The organism is Pseudoalteromonas sp. SR43-3, from assembly GCF_014163875.1.
GTDB classification, from domain to species: domain Bacteria; phylum Pseudomonadota; class Gammaproteobacteria; order Enterobacterales; family Alteromonadaceae; genus Pseudoalteromonas; species Pseudoalteromonas distincta.
The window spans coordinates 1-20,931 of sequence record NZ_JACJEC010000017.1 but is presented as its reverse complement, the minus strand read 5'-3'; the positions used below and the strand labels follow the sequence as shown (position 1 = coordinate 20,931).

Here is a 20,931-nt window from a genome sequence, read left to right as displayed (position 1 = left end):
CTATAATGAAATCTATTAAATTGGCACCAAACTGGTGGCTACAATTTACAAAATGCGTTTTCGCATTCAGCCTAATATTTTTAATTCATATTATATTTTCTGAGAACCTAGAAGTTGTTTTTTTCACTGCATCACCAGTTCTATTGATTATTATTGCTTTCAATATTCTCCATCTTCGTTTTTTACATTGTTACAGAGCAGGAATTTGTTATACACGTCTATGCACAGAGCGTTATATCAATAGTGAAGAAATTACTTTTGTATCATTTAGCGCGTTTTTTCTTTTCACCATTTTTAAAGTAGAGCTGGAGAATGGTAAAACTTTTCATTTTTATAACTGGCAACTTGATGATGAAACGCAATCAGCTATTTCTAAAATGTACTGTAATAAGTTAGCTAAAAAAGTAGAAAATATTGGCGGCAAATGCAGCGCATGATTTTTTAATTTAGATAAAAAAGGAGCAATTAATTGCTCCTTTTTTGTTTTTATTTTATAACGCGCTAATTAAACTTTTTTATAGCCTTAGCTTTTAGCGCTTTCATCTTTAGCCTGCGTGGCTTTTTAAAAGATTGTATAGGCATTGATACCATATGCTCTTGTGGCAGTGCCGGAATTGTTTGTGGGTAAGTTCCTTCCTCTGGCACGGAAATCTCTTTTAGATGTACTTTAAGCGCCTCTAGAGTTGAGTCGTTATCAACTTCACTAGGGCAAATAAATATACCTAACTTTCTTAGCTGTACGCCGAGTTTGATACTACTGGTATAACGGATAATTGGAGCACCTAATACTAAACCTAATAATATAGGTGATAGCCACCAAAAGAAGACAGGTGTGAAGTAGTAGGCTGTGCTGCCCCATGCTATAGCCACAATAGTAGAGAATAACGTATAACCAAACGCTTCTTTCCACGGAACCATACGACCTTCGCGCGGTTGTGCATCCCACTTCACTTTTTTACCTAAAAATACGCAAAGTACAAAGTAAGCATGAAATACCATCATTAATGGTGCAACAATAATAGCAAATACAGTTTCAATAATTGAACCTAGGATTAACTTAATTGAACCACCAAAGCGTTTGTTTCTATGTATTAGGGTGACTATTACGCCCATTAATTTAGGCATTAATAAAATAACAATAGTTAAATACAAGAGTGAATCAATAAGATCGGTTTTAGCTATTTGCCATGTAGGAAATAATTGATAAACACGGTTAAAGTACACATCACTATTTAATGCGCGCGTTACTGCATCAATAGTACTTAGCGCTAGCATTGAGAGCCAAATTAGTGATGAAATATAAGCGGTTGCACCTAATAGAAAGTGCAGCTTACTCATTAATTTTAATTTAGATGACGATAGTAAACCTAAGTGCTGAATATTACCCTGTACCCAGCGTCTATCGCGTACAGCATAATCGAGAATATTACTTGGTACTTCTTCGTAGCTGCCTTCAATATCTGATAGTAATAGTACATCCCAACCTGCACTATGAAGTAGTGATGCTTCTACAAAGTCATGACTTAAAATCTCACCGCCAAAGGGTGCGTTACCTTTGAGTGTTGGCAAGCCACAGCATGTTATAAATGCTTCAACTCTAATGATTGCATTATGACCCCAGTAGTTGGCTTTATCTGTTTGCCAAAATGCTGAGCCAGTAGCGAGCATTGGGCTATATAGCACTGATGCAAACTGTAAAAAACGACCAAAAAAGGTATCTTGACGAACAGGTATCGGAATCGTTTGGATCAGGCCTGCTTGTGGGTTGTTTAGCATGCTTGTAGTAAGTTCTAACATACATTTACCGGTCATTACGCTATCTGCATCAAGCACAATCATATGGTCGTAATTACTTCCCCAGCGCTCACAAAAGTCGGTTAGGTTACCTACTTTGCGGTGTTTGTTATCTTCGCGACGACGATAAAAAACATGCTTTGCTGTATCCCCTAAACGTTCGCACAATGCATGCCATGCACTTAGCTCGTTTTTAACTATTTGAGGGTCTTGTGTATCGCTTAATAAATAAAAATCAAAATTATCAAGCTGACCAGTTTCTTTTAACGATTGTAGACTTACTTCAAAGCCCGCGATAACACGGTGGGTATCTTCGTTATAAATAGGCATTACAACGGCGGTTTTCTGAGCGTTAATTGCCTCGTTATTGAACTCAATTGGTTTAATACGTTTTAACGTAAGCGGGTCAATTCGAAATAACTGTAGTACAAAGCCGATTGTGCCACTACAAAAAGCCGTTACAATCCAAGCAAATGTGATTGAGAATAATACTAAAAGGGCATACTCAAGTAATGTCATACCGTTTGAGCTTAAAATCTCAAACATAATAGATATGCCGTAGCCAGATGTGCCAAGTGCCGCAATGGCAAATAGCCATACTCTTAGTGTTTTGAATGGCATTGGAGTGCCCCTACCTTTATTACTTGATGTCATTTGGGTACCAAACATAGCTCCATACCTCGCTAATTTCTTTGTCACGTAGTTTTAACGATAAACGCATATCAACGGGTTGATCGTCCTGTGGTGCAATTTTAAAGGCTACACGCCATCCACGTGAATCCGGAAGTTTTTGTACATTCACGTCGGTTACTTCGCCTGTTGTAAGTTGAATGTCGGCATCTAGTTTTAACTGTTTAGACAGTTGATTTATTTCTGATCCAGTAAAATCAACAGTAAATTGGCGGTGGCTTTTTGGTGGTGGGTTGTCCTCACCAGGTAAAGCGGCGCTACCAATTCTTGTACGTAGTACACGTGCTTTCTCGTGCTGAGTTAAAACTGAATTAAAGGTGGTCATTTTGTAGCTTAATTTTAATGAATCTCCGGCCTTCATTGGTTTTTCTGGTACCCAGTAACTTACGATATTGTCGTTAGTTTCTGTATCAGTCGGTATTTCTACAAGCTCTACACGACCATTTCCCCACTCACCTTGTGGTTCAATCCATAGGCTAGGGCGGTCGTGGTAATGTGCTTCTGTGTCTAGATAGTTATTAAAGTCTCGGTCTCGTTGAGCTAACCCAAAACCTTTTGGGTTATTGTACGAAAATGAAGTAACGCTGAGTTGTGATGGGTTGTTAAGAGGGCGCCATACCCACTTGTCATCAGCAGATTGAGTTAATAGGCCATCCGAGTCATGAACTTCAGGGCGATAGTCATCAAAAAATTTGGTGCTGTTTTCGCCGTGATAAAACATACTCGTTAATGGTGCTACACCTAGTTTTTTAATATCTTTACGCGCAAAAATCTGCATATCAACATCAACTAGCATATTCGTTGTAGGGTCGACGCTAAATTTGTACGCACCAGAAATAGATGGACTATCCAACAATGCAAAAATGGTGATTTGTGTTTGCTCTGCCTTTGGTTTAACTAACCAAAACTCTTTGAACATTGGAAATTCTTCACCCGAATTCTCAGCAGTATCAATGGCAAGGCCTCTTGCTGATAAGCCATAAACTTGTTGAGGGCCAACGACTCTAAAATACGATGCTCCCTGAAATACCATTACTTCGTCTTTATACTCGTTAGTATTTAATGGGTAATGTAAGCGAAATCCAGCATGGCCTAGTTGAGTGCCCGCCACACTTTTAGCTATTTCTTCTTGTAGTGGTGCAGCAGTGCCATCGTATTGGTAAAAGTCGGTGCTGAAAGGTAAGCGGCTACGTTTAGAGTCGCTATCAACAGTATTTATTGTTACAGGTGTTTTATATAAAAAACCAGGGTGGAATAATTGCAGCTCGTACAGGCCTTCATCTTTCCACACCGCTTTGTCTTTTTTAAATCGAATTGAACGGTAGTCTTGATAATCAATATTATTTAGTGCTTCAAGCTCGATGTTTTTAGGTGCCACATATTCTTCGCTTGCTAGCTTTTTAGCGCGAGCGCTAATTACATCAAATAAGCTACTTTGTGGAATTGCTACATCAACAGTTGCAGCAATCGCTTGGTTGCTATTGCCCCAAGTCGAAAAAATAATAAGTAGACCCAGTAGTGGTGCTGACTTTTTTTGCCATTTAGGCAAGTTTTGGGTTAGTTGTTTCATTCTCATTCCTTTATAAAAACACGACTTATTTTTACGTTTAGGGTAAATATTGATTTTGTTTTGTAAGTATCTTCTAATTTACTTAAAGCAAAATGTGAACCCTTATAAAAGTTCATATTTTTCAATAGGAAAACCAATATACGTAACTCATTGAGGTTTTTGTTGTGTAAAATTCACTCAATCTTATGTAGTTGTTACTGATTAATTACTAGAAGACTCACTAATCGTATGAACATATTACGGGGAGTTTAATGAAGCTTGTCTGAATTACATTTGTATAAAATAAAAAAGCCGCAAAAGCGGCTTTTTATATGTTTAGATTTTACTTAATTATTTCTTTTTAAATCGACGCACTATTGATAGTGGTGCTAAAAGAAGTGATAACCATAATAATGAACCTGCATCATTATCATCATCTGAGCGTAAGTTATTTACCTTAACGGCTACTTTTTCAATGTTTGATAAGTTACCAGCACTATCTTGAGCTTGTACTGTTAAAGTAATACGATTTTCGAATTCGTAATCAATCTCTCCAGCAACAATTAACTGCCCCTCATTGTTAATAGAAACGCTGTCATTATCAGATGTAATAAATTTAACAACAGGTGATTCATCGGCATTTGGATCACTAAAATCGAGCGTGCCGATAATTGTGCCAATTGCGCTGTTTTCATCGATTGCAAAAACTTGATCGGCTGCAATTACAGGTGTTTGCTCTTCAGGCGTTAAAGTAATTTCAGATTTAATGTCAATAATCACAGGGTCATGGTCTGATGCGCGGTATGCACTTTCAGAGTACAAGCTAGATTGTTGACCTTCGCTTTTAAACTCTACATTGTAATCAAGTGAAATAGGTTCATCTGCGTTGATATGCCAATCTGTTGCAGCGACAACTTTGCTAAGTAATGATTGTGTAGCTACTGCATGGTCTAAACTTCCTGCACGACCAGAAAAGCTATAAGAATAACCAAGTGTATCACCATCAATTTCAGCAACTACATTTTTGTAGCCTTTATCAGCAAATGCACGTATTGGATCTTCCATTGCGTAAGCATTCATATCGCCGACTAAAATAGTATCTTCGTCATCAACACCGGTTGGTTTGCTATCAAGCCAATCTGCGAATGCATTAGCACCTTGCGTGCGTATTTCATTCCAACAGCCTTGGCCATCACCTAAATCTGCATTATTTCCAGAAGCACTACCACAACTTTTAGATTTAAGATGTGACACAGCAACAGTAAATACTTCATCAGTTTCTATTGATTTAAAGCTTTGTGCAATTGGAGCACGGTTACTAAAATCAAATGGAGCCTCAGTTGTAATGGCTGCAGTGCCTACTTCTTCTACTTTGTTAGCACGATAGATAAGTGCGGTAGTAATTGCATCGGTACCAATTTGATCTACGTTAAAATCAACAAATGCATAGTTGTTAGCACTATCTGCATCATTTAATGCATCTACTAAGCTAGCAATTGCACTAAATTCGCCAAAGCCATCATTCTCAATTTCCATTAAACCAACAACATCGGCCTCAATAGCGCTAATAGCACTTACAATTTTAGCTTCTTGACGAATAAATTCAGCTTCAGTATCTGCACCTCGAGATGTAGGGAACCCTCCGCCTTGGCCATCACCATTGAAGTAATTAAGTACGTTAAAGCTAGCTACACGTAAATCTGCTTCAGCATTAAGTTCAGGCGCATCTTCACGTGCATTTGTTGCAATAAACGAAGGCGCTAAAGTTGGGTGAATTCGGTAAAGACCGAAGCTATAAGCAAGTGCCCCTGTAACAGTATTAACAGTATCGCCAGTTCGTAATGTATTTTCTGCCGATAAGCCTGGAGTTGGATAAGCTGTAGGGTCTAAGTTTTGTACTGTAGAGCCATCATCTATTAAAATCTTTTTAAGTAGATTTTCAGTTTCAACTGCATTAGCAGCATCGCCAGGTAACGCAACCTGGGTACCTTGGTACAAGCGCTCTGTTGCTAATTCAACTTCACCATATCGACCAAGACCAAAGTTATTAGTCACTACTAATGGTTGCTCTAATGTGACTAACATACCTTCAAAAGCTTCTAAATCAGTTGTATTAGCTAAAGGTAAAGTGATTTTTGTAGCTGCTGCAGCTAAACCAGTTCCACACACTGCAACTTGGCTAACACTGCCAATTTGTGTTGCATCAAAATACTCTTCAACAGTACCTTGTATACGTACATGGTCGCCTACATTCACGTCAGTATCTGCAAAATATACAAATACACCTTCAGAGGTAAGTGGATTTGCATCTATATCAGCAGCCAGTGAGCTAACAAAAAAGCCTTTTAATTGTTCATCACCTTGAAAATCGGCGCTTACAACACCTTCAAGTTCTACTAATGTACCTACAAGTGGGCTAGCAGAGCCGTCACCTTGAATAGCATTTATTAGTGTTTTTTCTGCACCACAAACTAGTGGTTCAAGTGGTTCTGGCTCAGGGTCTGGCACAGGAGCGGTACCGCCGTTTCCTGTGTGTGAACCTAATCCATCAAAGGTGTCAATATCAAACTGTTCCCATTCTTCGCTAGGATCAAAAATGGCTGTCGAGTCAGTTCGGCCTGTGGTAATGCTATCTTTTCTTCGCAGCGTTTTGTTAACCGTAGTTACACCCCCTTCAGACCACTCTGAACCCGGATCAACACCAACTTGACCAAAACTATCAACAATTACACCGTCTTTAGTTAAAACAAGGGCATCATCACCGTTATAGTAGGTTACTGTGCTGGTTTCATCTGCAATATCAAGTATTGCAGCTGCTGCACTGGGGTTTGAAATAATGTAGGTGGTATTGGCGGCCAATGTTCCGGTTAAATCAATCGAGTTGCCAATCGAACTGCTACCGTTTGAATAGAGTCCTAAAGTATAACCTTCAAGAGAAAGCTCCGTATCAGCATTATTATAAAGCTCGATTGCTTTATTATTACTGCTTCCCTCTATATATTCTGAAATGATTAGATCAGCGGATGCTGGTGCACTGAGACTTGCTATAACAAGTGCGAGTGGTGTTATTTTTGTTTTAAACATTTTTTTATTATTCCCGTGTATTAATCCCAAAATGGGACACCAGTTTAGAGAATAAATATGACGAAAATAATACAAAAATGTAAATGAATGTAAACAAAAGGCGGTTTAACCGCCTTTTAATAAAAAATTACTTTTTAGCTAGATATTTTGCGGCTTGCTTAGCAAAGTAGGTTAATATTCCATCGGCTCCTGCACGCTTAAATGCAAGTAAAGATTCCATTATTGTAGCCTCTTCACTTAACCAACCGTTATCAATTGCTGCTTTGTGCATTGCATACTCGCCACTTACCTGATATGCGAAAGTAGGTACACCAAATTCGTCTTTAACACGCCGTACAATATCTAAATAAGGCATACCGGGCTTTACCATAACCATATCAGCGCCTTCTTGTAAGTCTAATGCGACTTCACGTATTGCTTCATCAGAGTTTGCTGGATCCATTTGGTAAGTTTTTTTATCAGCACCTTTTAAGTTACCAGCAGAGCCTACAGCATCTCTAAATGGGCCATAGTAGCTAGATGCGTATTTAGCTGAGTAGGCCATAATTCGAGTATGAATAAACCCATCAGCTTCAAGTGCTTCGCGAATAGCGCCAATACGACCATCCATCATATCAGAAGGGGCAACAACATCAGCACCAGCTTCTGCATGGGAAAGTGCTTGTTTAACTAAAATTTCAGTAGTGACATCATTAATAACATAACCTGAATCATCAATAATACCGTCTTGGCCATGCGTAGTGAAAGGGTCAAGTGCTACATCAGTAATCACACCCAGCTCAGGAAAAGCTTCTTTTAACGCTCTTACGGTGCGTTGTGCTAAGCCATCATCGTTATATGCTTCTTCGGCAAATAATGATTTTTTATCCGCAGGCGTTACTGGAAAAATAGCAACGGCAGGTACGCCAAGTTCAACGAGTTCTTTTGCTTCAACAAGCAGTAAATCAATTGATAGGCGCTCAATACCAGGCATTGATTCAATTACCTCGCGGCGATTTTTACCATCAAGTACAAATACAGGGTAAATTAAATCATTTACGCTAAGCTGGTTTTCAGCCATTAAGCGGCGAGAAAAGTCGCTGCGGCGCATTCTGCGCATCCGAGTATATGGGAAAAGGTCTAATCCTGATTGGGCCATGTTAATATGCTCCTACTGTGGAAATGGAAAAGTAATTACTTGATTACGGCCATGCTGCTTTGCGTAATAAAGTGCTTTGTCGGCGCACTCAGTAAAAATTTGAGGGTTGCTAACATCATCAGCAATACTGGTGTATACACCAGCGCTAATAGTAAATTGAATATCATTATTGGCAACCGTTACTGTACTTACTGAGATATCAGCTCGTATTTTTTCAGCTATGTCTTGTGCGCCTTCACTAGGGGTATTAGGTAATAGCACAACAAATTCTTCACCGCCATAACGGGCAACTTCATCGAGTGGTCGTTTTAAATGGTCTTTTATAAGGTCAGACACTGCTTTAATAACTTGATCGCCAATGATATGGCCGTACGTGTCGTTGATATTTTTAAATCGATCTATATCAAGCATAACAATGCTAAGCGGCGTTTGTTCTCGACGAGAGCGACGAAGCTCCATTACCAGTTTTTTATCAAAAAAGCGTCTGTTTTTTATTCCAGTCAATGCGTCTTCAGTATTTAGTAACTCAAGTGAGCGGTTTTTTTCTTCAAGCTCTCTAAGCGTCACTTGTAATTCAAAGGTGCGCTCGTCCACCTGAGATTCAAGTTCTTGGCGAGTTTTTTCTTGTAATTTTAAGCGCTCTTTAAGTAGTGTATCTTGTGCTGTGTTTTCAGCAATCAAGGTTTGTTGAGCAATCACTTCTTCATCGCGTTGTAAAATAAATAACTTCATTACGCTGTAGCATAAGCAAAAAGTGCAACCAAAAAAGCATGCAAATACAAATGCGAGCGTACTTCTGTCAAAGGCGTATAGGCCCATTACTGCAACAGTAAAATGAAGCATTACCACCAAGAAAAAAACCAATACAAGTAATAGTGCTTTGTTTGGTTTAGAAGGCGTTAAACGCACGCACATAAACGTAGTTACAATATAAAAGCCTAAAACGATTGGAGTAGTGATTAAACAAAATAATGTAACTATATTGTTTGGAAGTAGCCAAATAAATAATAACGAAATGGCTAAAGCGTTAACTACAACTTTTTGAATAGTTAGCAGAAGAGAGGGCCTGGGATGGCAAACTTGCTTCTGCAAAGGCAAAAACAATAAAGTGATAAGCATAAGTAATATAGGGGTCATAACTTGCTGTAATGCAGGCAAATTAGGATGAACGTACCTTAAGCCAAAACCACAAAGGTAGGCTAATACACTACCTAATGTGAGAGATATAACCCCAGCATAAACAAAATAACCTTTACGTGAAAAACCATATAAAACTATGCAAGTCACACCCAAAGAAAATATAAAACCAATCAATAAGCCATAGAGTAAATTGAGTTTTCCTTTGTGTGCCAAATAAGCTTCTGGTTGCCACAGTGTTAAAGGGACTCGCAAGCCTGAACTATTCGCCACTTTCATTATAATAAGCGTTTCGCTATTTGCAGGGCTGAGCAGTTTAACTAATAAAGATTCACTTTTAATTGTGCGCTTATATAAGGGGTAGGCATCACCAATTTGAGTATAAGAAAGTAATTGCGAGTTATGTAATTGATATACTTGAACGTCGTTTAGCAAAGGATTGTTTAGTGACAATATTTGCTCAGTATTATAACTAAGTGTATTTTTTATTTTAAATTTTATCCATACAGGACGCTGCTCTAGTCCTAAATTAAGGGGTTTTGCTGTGTTTTTTTGCCACTGTATATGGCTACTTTGTTGTGCACTTAATAGCGACGTTGGTTCAAAAGAGTAATACAGGTTATTAATGTTTTGAGAGTTAAAATCGTGTTTTATTATTACTGGGTTTGCGAAACAGCAAAAAGTGCAAAGGAATACTAATAGGCTTAAAAGTGCCTTTGCATAGGCCATTAACGATCTTCTAAACCAAAAACACGGTGAAAGTTTTCTGTAGTTTTACGGGCCACAACTTCTTCATCTATTTGATAAAGTTGTGCAACCGTTTGACAGATATAAGGAAGCAGGGCAGGTTCATTTTTACGTGATTTAGGTTTTGGTTTAACTGTTCGTGGAATTAAAAATGGTGCATCAGTTTCTATTAATAATCGATCTAGAGGAATGCTAGGCACTAGCTGTTGTAAATATTTTCCACGCCTTTCATCACATACCCAACCCGTTATACCAATATATAGACCTAAATCTAAATATTGCTTTAGAGCTGCTGAGTTACCCGTAAAGCAGTGGAGTACACCGCGAATACTAAACTCTTTTAAAATACTTAGCATGTCGTCACTTGCATCACGTTCATGCAAGTAAACAGGTAAATCTAATTTCTCTGCAAGTGCTAATTGGCGCCTAAAAACACTACGCTGTACATCGCGAGGCGAAAAGTCGCGGTTATAATCAAGGCCACATTCACCAATAGCAATAACATGCTTGTTATTTGCAAGTACAGTTAGTTGTGCTTCTAGTTCATTAGTGGCTGATTTTGCATCATGTGGGTGGATACCCGCCGTAGAATATTGAAGATGCTTTGTTGCAAGTTCAAGTGATTGCTGACTGCTTGCAATATCACAACCAATAATAAGCATATTTGTAACACCCGCTTCATTGGCACGGGTAATTACATCGTGATGCTGCTCATCAAATTGATGATTAGTTAAGTTAACTCCAGCATCAATTAATGTATATGACATTACTTAGTACGTTTAACGCGAATAGAGCGGTTTTCACCGTCAATTTTAAGTAAAAATGAGTTAAAAACACCACGGCTAATTACAATCGTATCGTTCTTTTTCAAGCGCATGCTGTCAGAGCCAATTTGACGCCATTGTTGACCGTTATCTAGCGAAATAATTAACTCGCCGTAAGCAGCTTCTTCAACTGAAGCAACCATCGCTTTAATTTCAGCGTCTTTTTCTGTCTGTGATTTTTTGTACTCTAACCCAAACTCATCAGCTGTTTTTTTCACTTCTGTTGGTGTTGTGGCTACTGCCTGAGGTACATTATTAGCTGTTGGTGGTGTGAGCGTTTTTGTTACTGATGGCTTAACCAGTGACTTACCCGCGATGGTATTATCGTAACAAAGTAAGCGGTTAAAATCGTTTTCAATAAAGCTACATGCTTGTAACGCTTGAGTATTAAACTCTGTTTGCGCAGCAAAAGTCGGTGCGCTTAATAAAACCAATAGTGAGAGTAGTTGTTTTTTCATTTTATTCCTCAGATTCTTTTTGTGGTTTAGCGGTATAAAACTTTGCTAAAATTAGACCTAGCTCAAACAGAAGAAGCATCGGAAATGCTAACAATGTTTGTGATAATACATCAGGCGGTGTTAAAAACATCGCGACTACAAAAACACCCACTACGATATAAGGGCGCTTTTCTTTTAAGCTTTTTGTTGTTGTTGCACCACTCCAGCATAGCAACATAATAGCCACTGGAATTTCGAAAGCGACGCCAAATGCAAAAAACAACTTTAATACAAATCCTAGATAGCTAGCGATATCGGGCGCTAGAGTCATCATTTCGGGACCTGTACTTGTAAAAAAACCTAATATAATTGGTAGTACTGCAAAGTAGCAAAAAGCGATACCCCCATAAAACAAGACAACGCTTGAGATTAGTATAGGTATTAGCATTTTCTTTTCATTTTGGTACAAGCCAGGAGCTATAAACCCCCAAATTTGATGAAGTATCCATGGAGTAGATAATAAAGCCGCAACAAAAAAAGTAAGCATCATAGGGACTATAAAAGGGTCACTCACATTTATAGCTATCATGGTCGCGCCATTAGGTAAATGAACTACTAATGGTGCAGCTATAAGTTCGTAAATATCATCTTTAAAATAAAACAGCGCGATAAAAAATAATAAAATGCTCAATAGTGCTTTTATTAGCCGATCACGCAACTCAATTAAATGAGCTACAAACCCTGATTTTACTTCCTCAGCCATTATTTTTTATACCATGTAGTAAGTTGACCACAAAGTGAGAAATAAATTTCACTTTTTCTCATCAAGTTGTTGGTTATTTGATGTATCAGATTGTTGTTTTTTGTAGCTGTGAGTAACTGATTCAGCCGCTTTTTGTAGCTCTGTTAGTGAGCTTTGTAACTCAGGGCTTAAATCTTTTAATTCTTGCTGTTCTGCTTTTTTAAGGTTTTCGTGCAGCTCATGGATGCGAAGCTCTTCACTTACTTCGGCTTTTACTGAGTTGGCAAGTGATTTAGCGGTTTTAACCCATTTACTCACTGTTCTAATCGCAACAGGTAAGCGCTCAGGGCCGAGCACCACTAAACCAACAATAAAAATAACAACAAGTTCCCACATGCCCATACTAATTAAACCTTATTGTTATCTTTGTTTTTTTCAGTATCGGTTGAGTTGTCAGCAGTGTTTTTTTCTGATTGTTGAATTTGCTCGGATTTCTCTTTCTCGCTCATTTGATCATCTGACATTGCTTTTTTGAAGCCCTTTACAGCGCCCCCAATATCGCCACCCATACCGCGTAGTTTTTTTGTGCCAAAAAGTAAAACTATGATCGCTAAAACAATTAATAATTGCCAAATACTAATACCACCAAAACCCATGGTTTTCTCCAATATATAAAACGGTTAAATGTTTATTTTAAATACTAATTATACGCTCACTAGCGCAAATAGCACCCAGTTTATGCGCTGCGCCATGCCGCTATAAAGCTAATAGCCGATAAGCTTATTGCAAGACTTGCAGCTATTAAATCGTGCTGTAAATAACAAAGTGTTGCCATAATCATTGTAGCACTACCAAATAAACTCAATATTAAAGGTTTATGAGATACCTTTTGTTCTTGCGGTTGAATGTGTGGTGCACGCTTTAAATTTTGATAAATTAGATCCGGTAACTCAGGCATTTTTTCAGCCCAAAATGGCAAGTTAGCATACATTTGCTTCAGTACTGATAGCGGTCCAACTTGTTGCTTTACCCAGTCTTCTAAAAAGGGCTTAGCTGTTTTCCATAAGTCGAGTTGTGGGTAAAGCTGACGCCCCAATCCTTCAACGTATAATAAAGTTTTTTGTAGTAGTACTAATTGCGGCTGTACCTGCATGTTAAAACGACGTGCAGTATTAAATAGATTTACGAGTACGTGCCCAAATGAAATTTCGGCCAAAGGTTTATTAAATATAGGCTCGCAAACTGTGCGAATCGCAAATTCAAATTCTTCAATGCTAGTATCTGGTGGTACCCAACCAGAATCAACGTGTAGCTGTGCAACTTGGCGATAATCACGATTAAAAAAGGCGATAAAGTTTTCAGCTAAATAGCGTTTATCTTCTTTGCTTAACGTACCAACAATACCGCAATCAATACCGATATACATTGGGTTTTCAGGGTGCTCTCGAGAGACGAAAATATTACCCGGATGCATGTCGGCATGAAAAAAACTGTCTCTAAACACCTGCGTAAAAAACACTTCTACGCCACGCTCAGCAAGTAATTTCATATTAGTGTTTTGCGCCATAAGTGCATCGGTATCAGAGACGGGTATGCCGTAAATACGCTCCATCACCAGCACATTGCTACGGCTGTAATCACTGTAAACTGCAGGGATGTATAATGAATCAGAGCCTTCAAAATTGCGTTTTAGTTGCATGCCGTTGGCACCTTCTCGCATTAAGTCGAGCTCGTCTAGGAGTGTTTTCTTATATTCTTTAACTACTTCTACAGGACGCAGGCGTTTTGATTCGTTATGTACTTTTGCAAGTACCTTTGCGAGCTTTTCCATTAGCGCTAAATCGGCATTAATTTGCTCATAAATATTGGGTCTAATAACCTTAATTACGACATCTTGCTCAATACTCTGCTCATCAATAAGTTTTGCTGTATGTACTTGCGCTATAGATGCAGAGGCCAGTGGAGTTTGTGAAAACTCACTAAATAATTCACTTATATCGTTAATTTCGAGCGCTTTTTCTATTATTTTTTGTGCAAGTTCGCCTTCAAATGGTTGAACTTGATCTTGCAAAAACGCAAGCTCTAAAGCGATATCATGAGGGAGTAAATCACGACGAGTAGAGAGCATTTGACCAAATTTGATCCAAACAGGACCCAGCTCTTGTAATGCTAAACGTAAACGTAGCCCCGCCGGTTTTTCTTTGTGCTGATTACGCAGCCAAAATAAACTACCACGGGCTATTTTACCAAACCAAGGCACTTTATGCTTTGGAATTAGCTCGTCTAGTCCATAGCTAAGTAACGTTTTGGTGATGTTATACAAACGTGCAGTCGACACAAAAAATCCTTAGCGGGTGTTTGAAGGTAAAAAAGAGTTTAAGAGGGCGTTAATGCGTTGCTCAACAGCAGCGACTTGTCCTTTGAGTTCTCTATTTTTTTGTTTAAATTGCTCAAGTTCTAATGGATGAATAGTAATTGCGAGCTCATCTTGGCATAAACTTGTAAGCATGGTACTTATTTTAGTATTGGTTTTGCTGCTCTTTTGTTTTAGTTCTTTTAAGTGCAGGTATAACTGCTGAGCGGGTGCATCGCCAATGTATTTAGAAAGTTGTTCAGGCCAATCAATATCAATACCTGAAAATGCATTGCTATAAGTTTGCGCAATATTTAAATCGCCTTGTAAGTCGAGCTTATTTTGGCGAATTAATTGGGTAAGCATTGCAGGGTTTTTGAGCGCTAAAAGTGTTTCTATATCTGCGCTGATCATACAATCTGCGTTTTCGTTACTTTGGGCACTGTATAAGTGTAATTGATCAGCACTATAAACGAGTTGGATGCTTTGTTGCCAATCTCTTATTTCAACCACTAAGCGCTTATGTTTAACGGCGTTTAGCTTTTGAGATAATTGTGGGTCAAGGCTAAGCGCTTGATTTAGTACACGCTCAATAAGCGAAAGTACAAAATTAGGTAACATAAAAAACTCAGATGACATTGCACCATTATTGCTTTTTGTTATTTTTTCAAGCGCCATAACTGCTAGCCTTAATATTTAAAACCACGATGCAGTGCAACAATTCCGCCTGTGAGGTTTTGGTATGTTGTTTGTTCAAAGCCCGCATCTTCCATCATCGCTTTTAATGTGTCTTGATCTGGATGCATACGAATAGACTCAGCTAAATACTTGTACGATTCACTGTCGTTAGCAACTAGCTTACCCATTGTTGGCAATAAATTAAATGAGTAAAAATCGTAAGCTTTACTAAGTACGTCATGCTCTGGTTTTGAAAACTCTAAAACAAGTAATCTGCCACCTGGCTTTAAAATACGGTACATAGAGCGTAATGCTTTGTCTTTATCGGTAACGTTACGTAAGCCAAAGGCAATAGTGATCACATCAAAGCTATTATCTGGAAATGGCAGCATTTCAGCATTCATTTGTACGTAGTCAATATTGCCTACTAAGCCAAGATTGTGTAGTTTTTCACGACCAACCTTAAGCATAGATGAATTTATATCGCCCAAAACAACTTGACCGGTCTCGCCAACTAGTTGACTAAATTTTGCCGTTAAGTCGCCAGTGCCGCCGGCTAAATCGAGTACATGATGGCCTTTACGAACACCTGAGCTTGCAATAGTTTGACGTTTCCATAAACGATGCACACCAAAAGACATTAAATCATTCATTACATCGTATTTTGCAGCTACTGAGTGAAATACATCAGCAACCATAGAAGCTTTGTCGCCCTCGGCTACTGTTTTATAACCAAAATGCGTGGTCTTTTGTTCGGTTTCGTTCATGATTAATCTCTATCGTGACAATAGAGGTTAGTGTACTTTATTGTACGCAGTAGGTGCAATTTGAATATGATTTATCAGGTAATTTATTGCCCTGCAGTGTAGCTACTTTGCCCTAATGACCGCGCTTTAAAAGCCGCATGAGACGCTTTTTTAGCTAACTGGTTAAAATCATCTTCTTGTAGATGTTGAGCAATTCCTAGAGATAAGCCAATACTAGGTAACTTAATCCCTGTTTTTGAACTAACAAAGCGAAGCTTTTCGACTCCATTTCGGACTTTTTCAGCTATAACATTGGCTGTTTCTGGGTCTATATCGGCGAGTAAAACAGTAAATTGATCTTTAGCTGTGCGGCCAGGCAAGCCACTTTGAAAAACATATTTTTGCACTTGTTTAGCTACTTTATTCAAAATAACTTCACCAATTATATCACCGTAATTTTCAGTAAAGTGATCAAGGTTATCTATTTGAATCGCAATGGCGCAAATAGACTTTTTTTGATTAGTCCATACTTGAGTTTGTTGCGTTAAATAATGGCGTTTATAAAGCCCTGTTTGGCTATCAATAATATGTTGTTTACGAAGTTGATTTAGCTGCTTTTTTGTTTTTTCGTGTAGTTGTTTGGCTTTACTTAGTTCTTGCTTAAATTGCTTGTGTTGATTTAGTAATTCGGCGGTTTGATTATGAAGTACTTCAAGCGCTTGACGGCTTTGTTCTATGTTGTTCTCATCTAGTGAATGTACGCATTCGCTCACCTGACCCGCAAAGCGAATTATCTGTTTTTCAGTAGCTTGAGAGTTTTGAGAAAGTGAACTTATAACACCATCAACATTTTGAATCATGTTGACTTGCTCTGTGTGACCGGTATTTAAAAATTCAGCATGGAGCTGTTCAATTAAAACACTGTCTATATTATCTTCAACCGCAATAGCGCGGTCTAAGGCTTTGTTCAGCTCAAGGTTAGTTTGGCTAGTATAGGTATAAACAACTTGATAATTGAGCGGCGTAGGAGAAAGTGCATAGCGCTCTAAAAACACACACACTTTAGTCATCTTCTCTTGTGCAATAGCCATGGAATCATGGAACATCATTTTAAATACCAACTAAGTACGCATAAGTGCAAATTTTAAAATATCTCATTCCATGAGGCGGTTATGCGTCCGAGCTTTTTATTATTTTTTTATACAGTAATCATTATCCGCGCTATTTAAAAGCAAAAACGATAGTTAGGGAACTTAAATTTTACTTTAGCAGCCCAATCGCTGTTTTTCTCATCAATTCGGCTGGTTTTTACTTCTGTTAACGTATGTAGCATTATTTCAATATGCTAGTTTGTCTCATTTACTTGCTATTTCTTTAGCCTACGATAGTTTTATGCAATCTATTGCATCATCAAGTTAAATAATAATGAATCTTTTTTTACCAAAAACGCTTCGCCAAACGCTTCTTGGCATAACTGCTTTATGTTCGTTAAGTGCATGTCAAATAACCACACCCAATGCGGATGAGCAGTTTACTCAAGTAGCACAATCTATTGTTCAATATAGAGAAAGTATAAACCCTTATAGCAGTTCAAAAGGGGTTGATGGCTATTTGCTTGCCAATTTATCGCCAGAATTTTTAGCAAAGCAGTACAAAAGTAATACTCAATTATTAGCAGACTTAGATGCCGTAGATGCAACTAAGCTTAGTGACGAAAATCAAATTAACTTAAGTATTATTCGTGCTCAGGTGCAAAATAGCGTTGACGAATATGTGTTTAATGCGCATTACATGCCGCTTACATCTGAGTATGGTTTTCACTCCGGTCTGTCGTACATCGTTAACAGTTCTCAATATAAAAAAGAGCAAGATTTAGAGACATACCTTGCACGTTTAGCACAAATCCCCCGCTTTTTTGAGCAAAATATATATTGGATGAAAAAAGGGCTCGAAACAGGTCTCACCCAACCAAAAGCAGTTTTAGAAGGATACGAAGACTCCATAAGTACTTATATTGTTGATGATGTAACTCAATCAGAATTTTATAAACCGTTTTTAGCTAACACTGCCAGTTTAAGTGAGAGTGACTTTTATGCACTTCAACAGCGAGCTAAAGTTGTTTTAAAAAATAAAGTAATACCAGCATATAAAGCCTACCTAACGTTTTTTACTGAGCAATACCAACCGGGCGCCCGCACAAGTATTGGTATTTCAGAAACCCCTAATGGCAAAGCTTTTTATAAAAACCGTGCTAAGCATTACACCACTACCGACATGACACCAAAAGAGATCCACGAGCTAGGCTTAAAAGAAGTTGCTCGCATTCGAGGTGAAATGGAAGCTGTAATAAAAGAAGTTGGTTTTAAAGGCTCATTTGCTGAGTTTATTCACTTTTTACGTACCGACCCACAGTTTTACGCAACAACACCTGAGCAACTTTTAAAAGAAGCATCTTACATTGCTAAAAAAATGGATGCACAGCTGCCTAAGTTATTTCATACCTTACCGCGCAAACCTTATGGCGTGGCACCTGTACCCGCAAGTATTGCCCCTAAATACACAACAGGTCGGTATTCTGGCTCTAATCGAGATGATGAAGCTGGATACTACTGGGTAAATACTTACGCTTTAGATAAGCGCCCTTTGTATGTTTTAGAAGCATTAACATTGCACGAAGCAGTGCCAGGTCATCATTTACAAATATCACTTAATGCAGAGCTTGAAAATTTGCCGAGCTATCGTCGTGATGCTTACCTTTCGGCATTTGGCGAAGGTTGGGGGCTTTACTCTGAATATTTAGGTTTAGAGGCAGGCTTTTATCAAGACCCATATAGCCGTTTTGGTCGCTTAACTTATGAAATGTGGCGAGCAGCACGTTTGGTTGTTGATACAGGGATGCACATGTATGGCTGGAGCCGCGAGCGAGCTATGAACTTTATGAGCGAGAACACCGCGCTTTCGCTGCATAATGTTAAAACAGAAACTGACCGTTATATATCTTGGCCAGCTCAGGCACTGTCATACAAAATTGGTGAGTTAACTATTAAACGTTTACGTGTTGAAGCAGAGCAAGCGCTTGGACCAAATTTTGATATTCGCGAATTTCATCATCAGGTTCTTCGCCATGGTTCAGTGCCCTTGTCAGTATTAGAAACACAGGTACGTTTATATATAAAAAATGAGTTAACTAAGCTGCAAAATTAGCTTTGTAGGGCTTATAAACCTTGAACAAACAAAGGTGTTGTGTCATTTTGACCGCAACACCTTTTTTATACCACAGACCTAGTAATGTAGTTTATTTTAGCGACTCCAATCGTCAAAATATTCACATACTACGCAATAGGTATTATCTAAAAATATAGCCATCAAGGGGCCTTAGATGAGCAATTTCATTATGTTTAGTATTGACGTATTTGCGAGTATTTTTATTATCGCACTTGGGTTAATTGTGCTTACTGTTATTATTTTTTACTTTCGCGATATAACACAAACAAAACATGCTATTAGGCGTAACTACCCAGTAATTGGCCGCTTTCGATATTTTTTTGAACGCCAAGGTGAATTTTTCAGACAATACTTTTTTGCTCTCGATCGAGAAGAAATGCCATTTAACCGCGCTGAGCGCAGTTGGGTTTACCGCGCAGCAAAAGATGTCGATCGCACCGCTGCATTTGGTTCAACACAAAGCTTAGAAGTGACGGGTACGGTTATGTTTATGAACTGTGCTTTTCCTACTTTAGATGAAGAGGCACTTGACCCGAGTAATGTTACTTTAGGTCCGTATTGTAAAACACCTTACACCACTAATTCGTTATTTAATGTGTCGGGCATGAGCTTTGGTGCGCTTTCAAAGCCTGCTGTGCGCGCTTTATCAAAAGGTGCTAAATTAGCGGGTTGCTGGATGAACACAGGTGAAGGGGGCTTAAGCCCTTACCACCTTGAAGGTGGCGCCGATTTGGTATTTCAAATTGGTACAGCTAAATATGGTGCCCGAGACGAGCATGGAAACTTAAGCACCGAGAAACTTAAAGAAATAGCAGCTCACGAACAAGTCAAAATGTTCGAGCTAAAAATGAGCCAAGGTGCAAAACCAGGTAAAGGCGGTATGTTACCAGGGCGCAAAGTTAACGCCGAAATAGCTAAAATTAGGGGTATTCCAGAAGGGCAAGATTCGATTAGCCCAAATGGACACCCTGAAATAAAAAAACCAGCCGATATTCTCGATATGATTGCCACTGTGCGTAATACCACAGGAAAACCAACAGGCTTTAAAGCCGTTATTGGTGATTACACCTGGTTAGAAACGTTATTTGCAGAAATTAATCATCGTGGCATTGAGTCGGCACCCGATTTTATAACAATTGATAGTGCTGATGGTGGTACGGGGGCTGCACCGCAGCCGCTTATGGATTCGGTGGGTTTACCTCTTCGCGAAAGCTTGCCGCTTGTAGTTAATATGCTTGAAAAGCACGGGCTTCGAGATCGCGTGAAAATTATTGCATCGGGTAAATTAATCGTTCCTTCAAAGGTTGCATGGGCATTGGCGCTCGGTGCTGATTTTGTTGTATCGGCTCGTGGTCATATGTTTGCACTGGGCTGTATTCAGGCAATGCAATGTAATAAAGATACCTGTCCAACCGGGATCACTACGCATAACGAGCGTTTGCAACGCGGCTTAAATGTAGCTGATAAAGCGCAACGAGTAGCTAACTATAATAAATATATTCATTACGGAGCCGGTTTAATTGCTCACTCATGCGGTGTAACAAGTGCACGTGAGTTGGCTCGTAAGCATGTACGTATAGTGCAAGAAAGTGGGCTTTCAGAGCCGCTTGATAAAATTTATGAAAACTACAAGTAAGCTTTAACTAACTAGAAGGCGCTTATAGCTGTCTCTTGATCACAAGTCTGACTCAAGAGATTTTGCTAAATCGTAGCCTTCCAGGATGGCTTGTAACTTAAGCCATCCTTGCCATAACACTTTCACAGATGCACGCCCTGTGCGCTTGGTA

Annotated in this window: 17 protein-coding genes; 3 read left to right on the top strand and 14 right to left on the bottom strand. The window is 38.7% G+C overall.

From position 1 onward, the window contains the following. Positions 1 to 5: 5 nt before the first annotated feature. Entirely contained in the window at positions 6 to 437 is a 432-nt protein-coding gene (locus H5088_RS15925) for a hypothetical protein (protein ID WP_182753699.1), read from the top strand. Positions 438 to 501: 64 nt separating this feature from the next. Here H5088_RS15925 and mdoH read toward each other — a convergent pair whose 3' ends face one another. From mdoH to H5088_RS15855, 14 genes are all read right to left on the bottom strand, one after another. After that, complete coding sequence (mdoH, locus tag H5088_RS15920) at positions 502 to 2,463, bottom strand: glucans biosynthesis glucosyltransferase MdoH (protein ID WP_024597082.1); 1,962 nt, start codon at positions 2,461 to 2,463, stop codon at positions 502 to 504. Next, a complete protein-coding gene (locus H5088_RS15915) occupies positions 2,435 to 4,054 on the bottom strand; it encodes a glucan biosynthesis protein (RefSeq protein ID WP_182693856.1) in 1,620 nt (539 codons plus the stop codon). Before H5088_RS15915 ends, mdoH begins: the two co-directional genes overlap by 29 nt. Positions 4,055 to 4,384: 330 nt before the next feature. Continuing rightward, a complete protein-coding gene (locus H5088_RS15910) occupies positions 4,385 to 7,117 on the bottom strand; it encodes an ExeM/NucH family extracellular endonuclease (RefSeq protein WP_182753653.1) in 2,733 nt (910 codons plus the stop codon). Between the two features lie 127 nt (positions 7,118 to 7,244). After that, positions 7,245 to 8,255: a porphobilinogen synthase gene (gene hemB / locus H5088_RS15905; RefSeq protein WP_024597079.1), complete on the bottom strand. Its 1,011-nt coding sequence runs from the start codon at positions 8,253 to 8,255 to the stop codon at positions 7,245 to 7,247. Positions 8,256 to 8,267: 12 nt separating this feature from the next. After that, positions 8,268 to 10,121, bottom strand: a complete 1,854-nt coding sequence (locus tag H5088_RS15900) for a diguanylate cyclase (RefSeq protein WP_182753651.1) — start codon at positions 10,119 to 10,121, stop codon at positions 8,268 to 8,270. Beyond that, entirely contained in the window at positions 10,121 to 10,906 is a 786-nt protein-coding gene (locus H5088_RS15895; RefSeq protein ID WP_182753649.1) for a TatD family hydrolase, read from the bottom strand. The genes H5088_RS15900 and H5088_RS15895 overlap by 1 nt, the downstream gene beginning before the upstream one ends. Further along, positions 10,906 to 11,421, bottom strand: coding sequence for a hypothetical protein (locus H5088_RS15890; RefSeq protein WP_138489908.1), 516 nt, complete (start codon positions 11,419 to 11,421; stop codon positions 10,906 to 10,908). Before H5088_RS15890 ends, H5088_RS15895 begins: the two co-directional genes overlap by 1 nt. A gap of 1 nt (position 11,422) precedes the next feature. After that, complete coding sequence (tatC, locus tag H5088_RS15885) at positions 11,423 to 12,163, bottom strand: twin-arginine translocase subunit TatC (RefSeq protein WP_024604418.1); 741 nt, start codon at positions 12,161 to 12,163, stop codon at positions 11,423 to 11,425. 48 nt (positions 12,164 to 12,211) lie between these two features. Then, positions 12,212 to 12,544 (bottom strand): Sec-independent protein translocase protein TatB, encoded by a 333-nt coding sequence (gene tatB / locus H5088_RS15880; protein ID WP_024597077.1) that lies wholly within the window; start codon positions 12,542 to 12,544, stop codon positions 12,212 to 12,214. A gap of 5 nt (positions 12,545 to 12,549) precedes the next feature. Then, positions 12,550 to 12,798: a Sec-independent protein translocase subunit TatA gene (gene tatA / locus H5088_RS15875; RefSeq protein WP_004334954.1), complete on the bottom strand. Its 249-nt coding sequence runs from the start codon at positions 12,796 to 12,798 to the stop codon at positions 12,550 to 12,552. Positions 12,799 to 12,878: 80 nt separating this feature from the next. Next, positions 12,879 to 14,480: a ubiquinone biosynthesis regulatory protein kinase UbiB gene (ubiB, locus tag H5088_RS15870; protein WP_182753647.1), complete on the bottom strand. Its 1,602-nt coding sequence runs from the start codon at positions 14,478 to 14,480 to the stop codon at positions 12,879 to 12,881. Positions 14,481 to 14,489: 9 nt separating this feature from the next. Continuing rightward, positions 14,490 to 15,173, bottom strand: a complete 684-nt coding sequence (locus H5088_RS15865; protein ID WP_182753645.1) for an SCP2 domain-containing protein — start codon at positions 15,171 to 15,173, stop codon at positions 14,490 to 14,492. Positions 15,174 to 15,184: 11 nt separating this feature from the next. Further along, on the bottom strand, positions 15,185 to 15,940 hold the full coding sequence (ubiE, locus tag H5088_RS15860) for a bifunctional demethylmenaquinone methyltransferase/2-methoxy-6-polyprenyl-1,4-benzoquinol methylase UbiE (protein ID WP_024597074.1): 756 nt from the start codon (positions 15,938 to 15,940) through the stop codon (positions 15,185 to 15,187). Positions 15,941 to 16,023: 83 nt separating this feature from the next. Beyond that, positions 16,024 to 17,010 carry a GGDEF domain-containing protein gene (locus tag H5088_RS15855; protein WP_004334947.1) on the bottom strand — a complete coding sequence of 329 codons (987 nt, stop codon included), beginning with the start codon at positions 17,008 to 17,010 and terminating at the stop codon, positions 16,024 to 16,026. A gap of 334 nt (positions 17,011 to 17,344) precedes the next feature. Here H5088_RS15855 and H5088_RS15850 point away from each other — a divergent pair, with 334 nt between their 5' ends. Together H5088_RS15850 and H5088_RS15845 are read left to right on the top strand one after the other, a co-directional pair. Beyond that, entirely contained in the window at positions 17,345 to 19,123 is a 1,779-nt protein-coding gene (locus H5088_RS15850) for a DUF885 family protein (protein WP_182753643.1), read from the top strand. A gap of 175 nt (positions 19,124 to 19,298) precedes the next feature. Further along, positions 19,299 to 20,780: an FMN-binding glutamate synthase family protein gene (locus H5088_RS15845; protein WP_182753641.1), complete on the top strand. Its 1,482-nt coding sequence runs from the start codon at positions 19,299 to 19,301 to the stop codon at positions 20,778 to 20,780. The last annotated feature ends 151 nt before the right edge of the window (positions 20,781 to 20,931 follow it).

Excerpts from the sequence above, each read along its gene's own strand:
- ubiE (WP_024597074.1), bottom strand. The coding sequence starts at position 15,940 with ATGAACGAAACCGAACAAAAGACCACGCATTTTGGTTATAAAACAGTA.
- H5088_RS15915 (WP_182693856.1), bottom strand. The coding sequence starts at position 4,054 with ATGAAACAACTAACCCAAAACTTGCCTAAATGGCAAAAAAAGTCAGCA.
- H5088_RS15895 (WP_182753649.1), bottom strand. The coding sequence starts at position 10,906 with ATGTCATATACATTAATTGATGCTGGAGTTAACTTAACTAATCATCAA.
- tatA (WP_004334954.1), bottom strand. The coding sequence starts at position 12,798 with ATGGGTTTTGGTGGTATTAGTATTTGGCAATTATTAATTGTTTTAGCG.
- hemB (WP_024597079.1), bottom strand. The coding sequence starts at position 8,255 with ATGGCCCAATCAGGATTAGACCTTTTCCCATATACTCGGATGCGCAGA.
- tatB (WP_024597077.1), bottom strand. The coding sequence starts at position 12,544 with ATGGGCATGTGGGAACTTGTTGTTATTTTTATTGTTGGTTTAGTGGTG.
- H5088_RS15850 (WP_182753643.1), top strand. The coding sequence starts at position 17,345 with ATGAATCTTTTTTTACCAAAAACGCTTCGCCAAACGCTTCTTGGCATA.
- tatC (WP_024604418.1), bottom strand. The coding sequence starts at position 12,163 with ATGGCTGAGGAAGTAAAATCAGGGTTTGTAGCTCATTTAATTGAGTTG.
- H5088_RS15865 (WP_182753645.1), bottom strand. The coding sequence starts at position 15,173 with ATGGCGCTTGAAAAAATAACAAAAAGCAATAATGGTGCAATGTCATCT.
- H5088_RS15900 (WP_182753651.1), bottom strand. The coding sequence starts at position 10,121 with ATGGCCTATGCAAAGGCACTTTTAAGCCTATTAGTATTCCTTTGCACT.
- H5088_RS15910 (WP_182753653.1), bottom strand. The coding sequence starts at position 7,117 with ATGTTTAAAACAAAAATAACACCACTCGCACTTGTTATAGCAAGTCTC.
- H5088_RS15890 (WP_138489908.1), bottom strand. The coding sequence starts at position 11,421 with ATGAAAAAACAACTACTCTCACTATTGGTTTTATTAAGCGCACCGACT.
- mdoH (WP_024597082.1), bottom strand. The coding sequence starts at position 2,463 with ATGTTTGGTACCCAAATGACATCAAGTAATAAAGGTAGGGGCACTCCA.
- H5088_RS15855 (WP_004334947.1), bottom strand. The coding sequence starts at position 17,010 with ATGGCTATTGCACAAGAGAAGATGACTAAAGTGTGTGTGTTTTTAGAG.
- H5088_RS15845 (WP_182753641.1), top strand. The coding sequence starts at position 19,299 with ATGAGCAATTTCATTATGTTTAGTATTGACGTATTTGCGAGTATTTTT.
- H5088_RS15925 (WP_182753699.1), top strand. The coding sequence starts at position 6 with ATGAAATCTATTAAATTGGCACCAAACTGGTGGCTACAATTTACAAAA.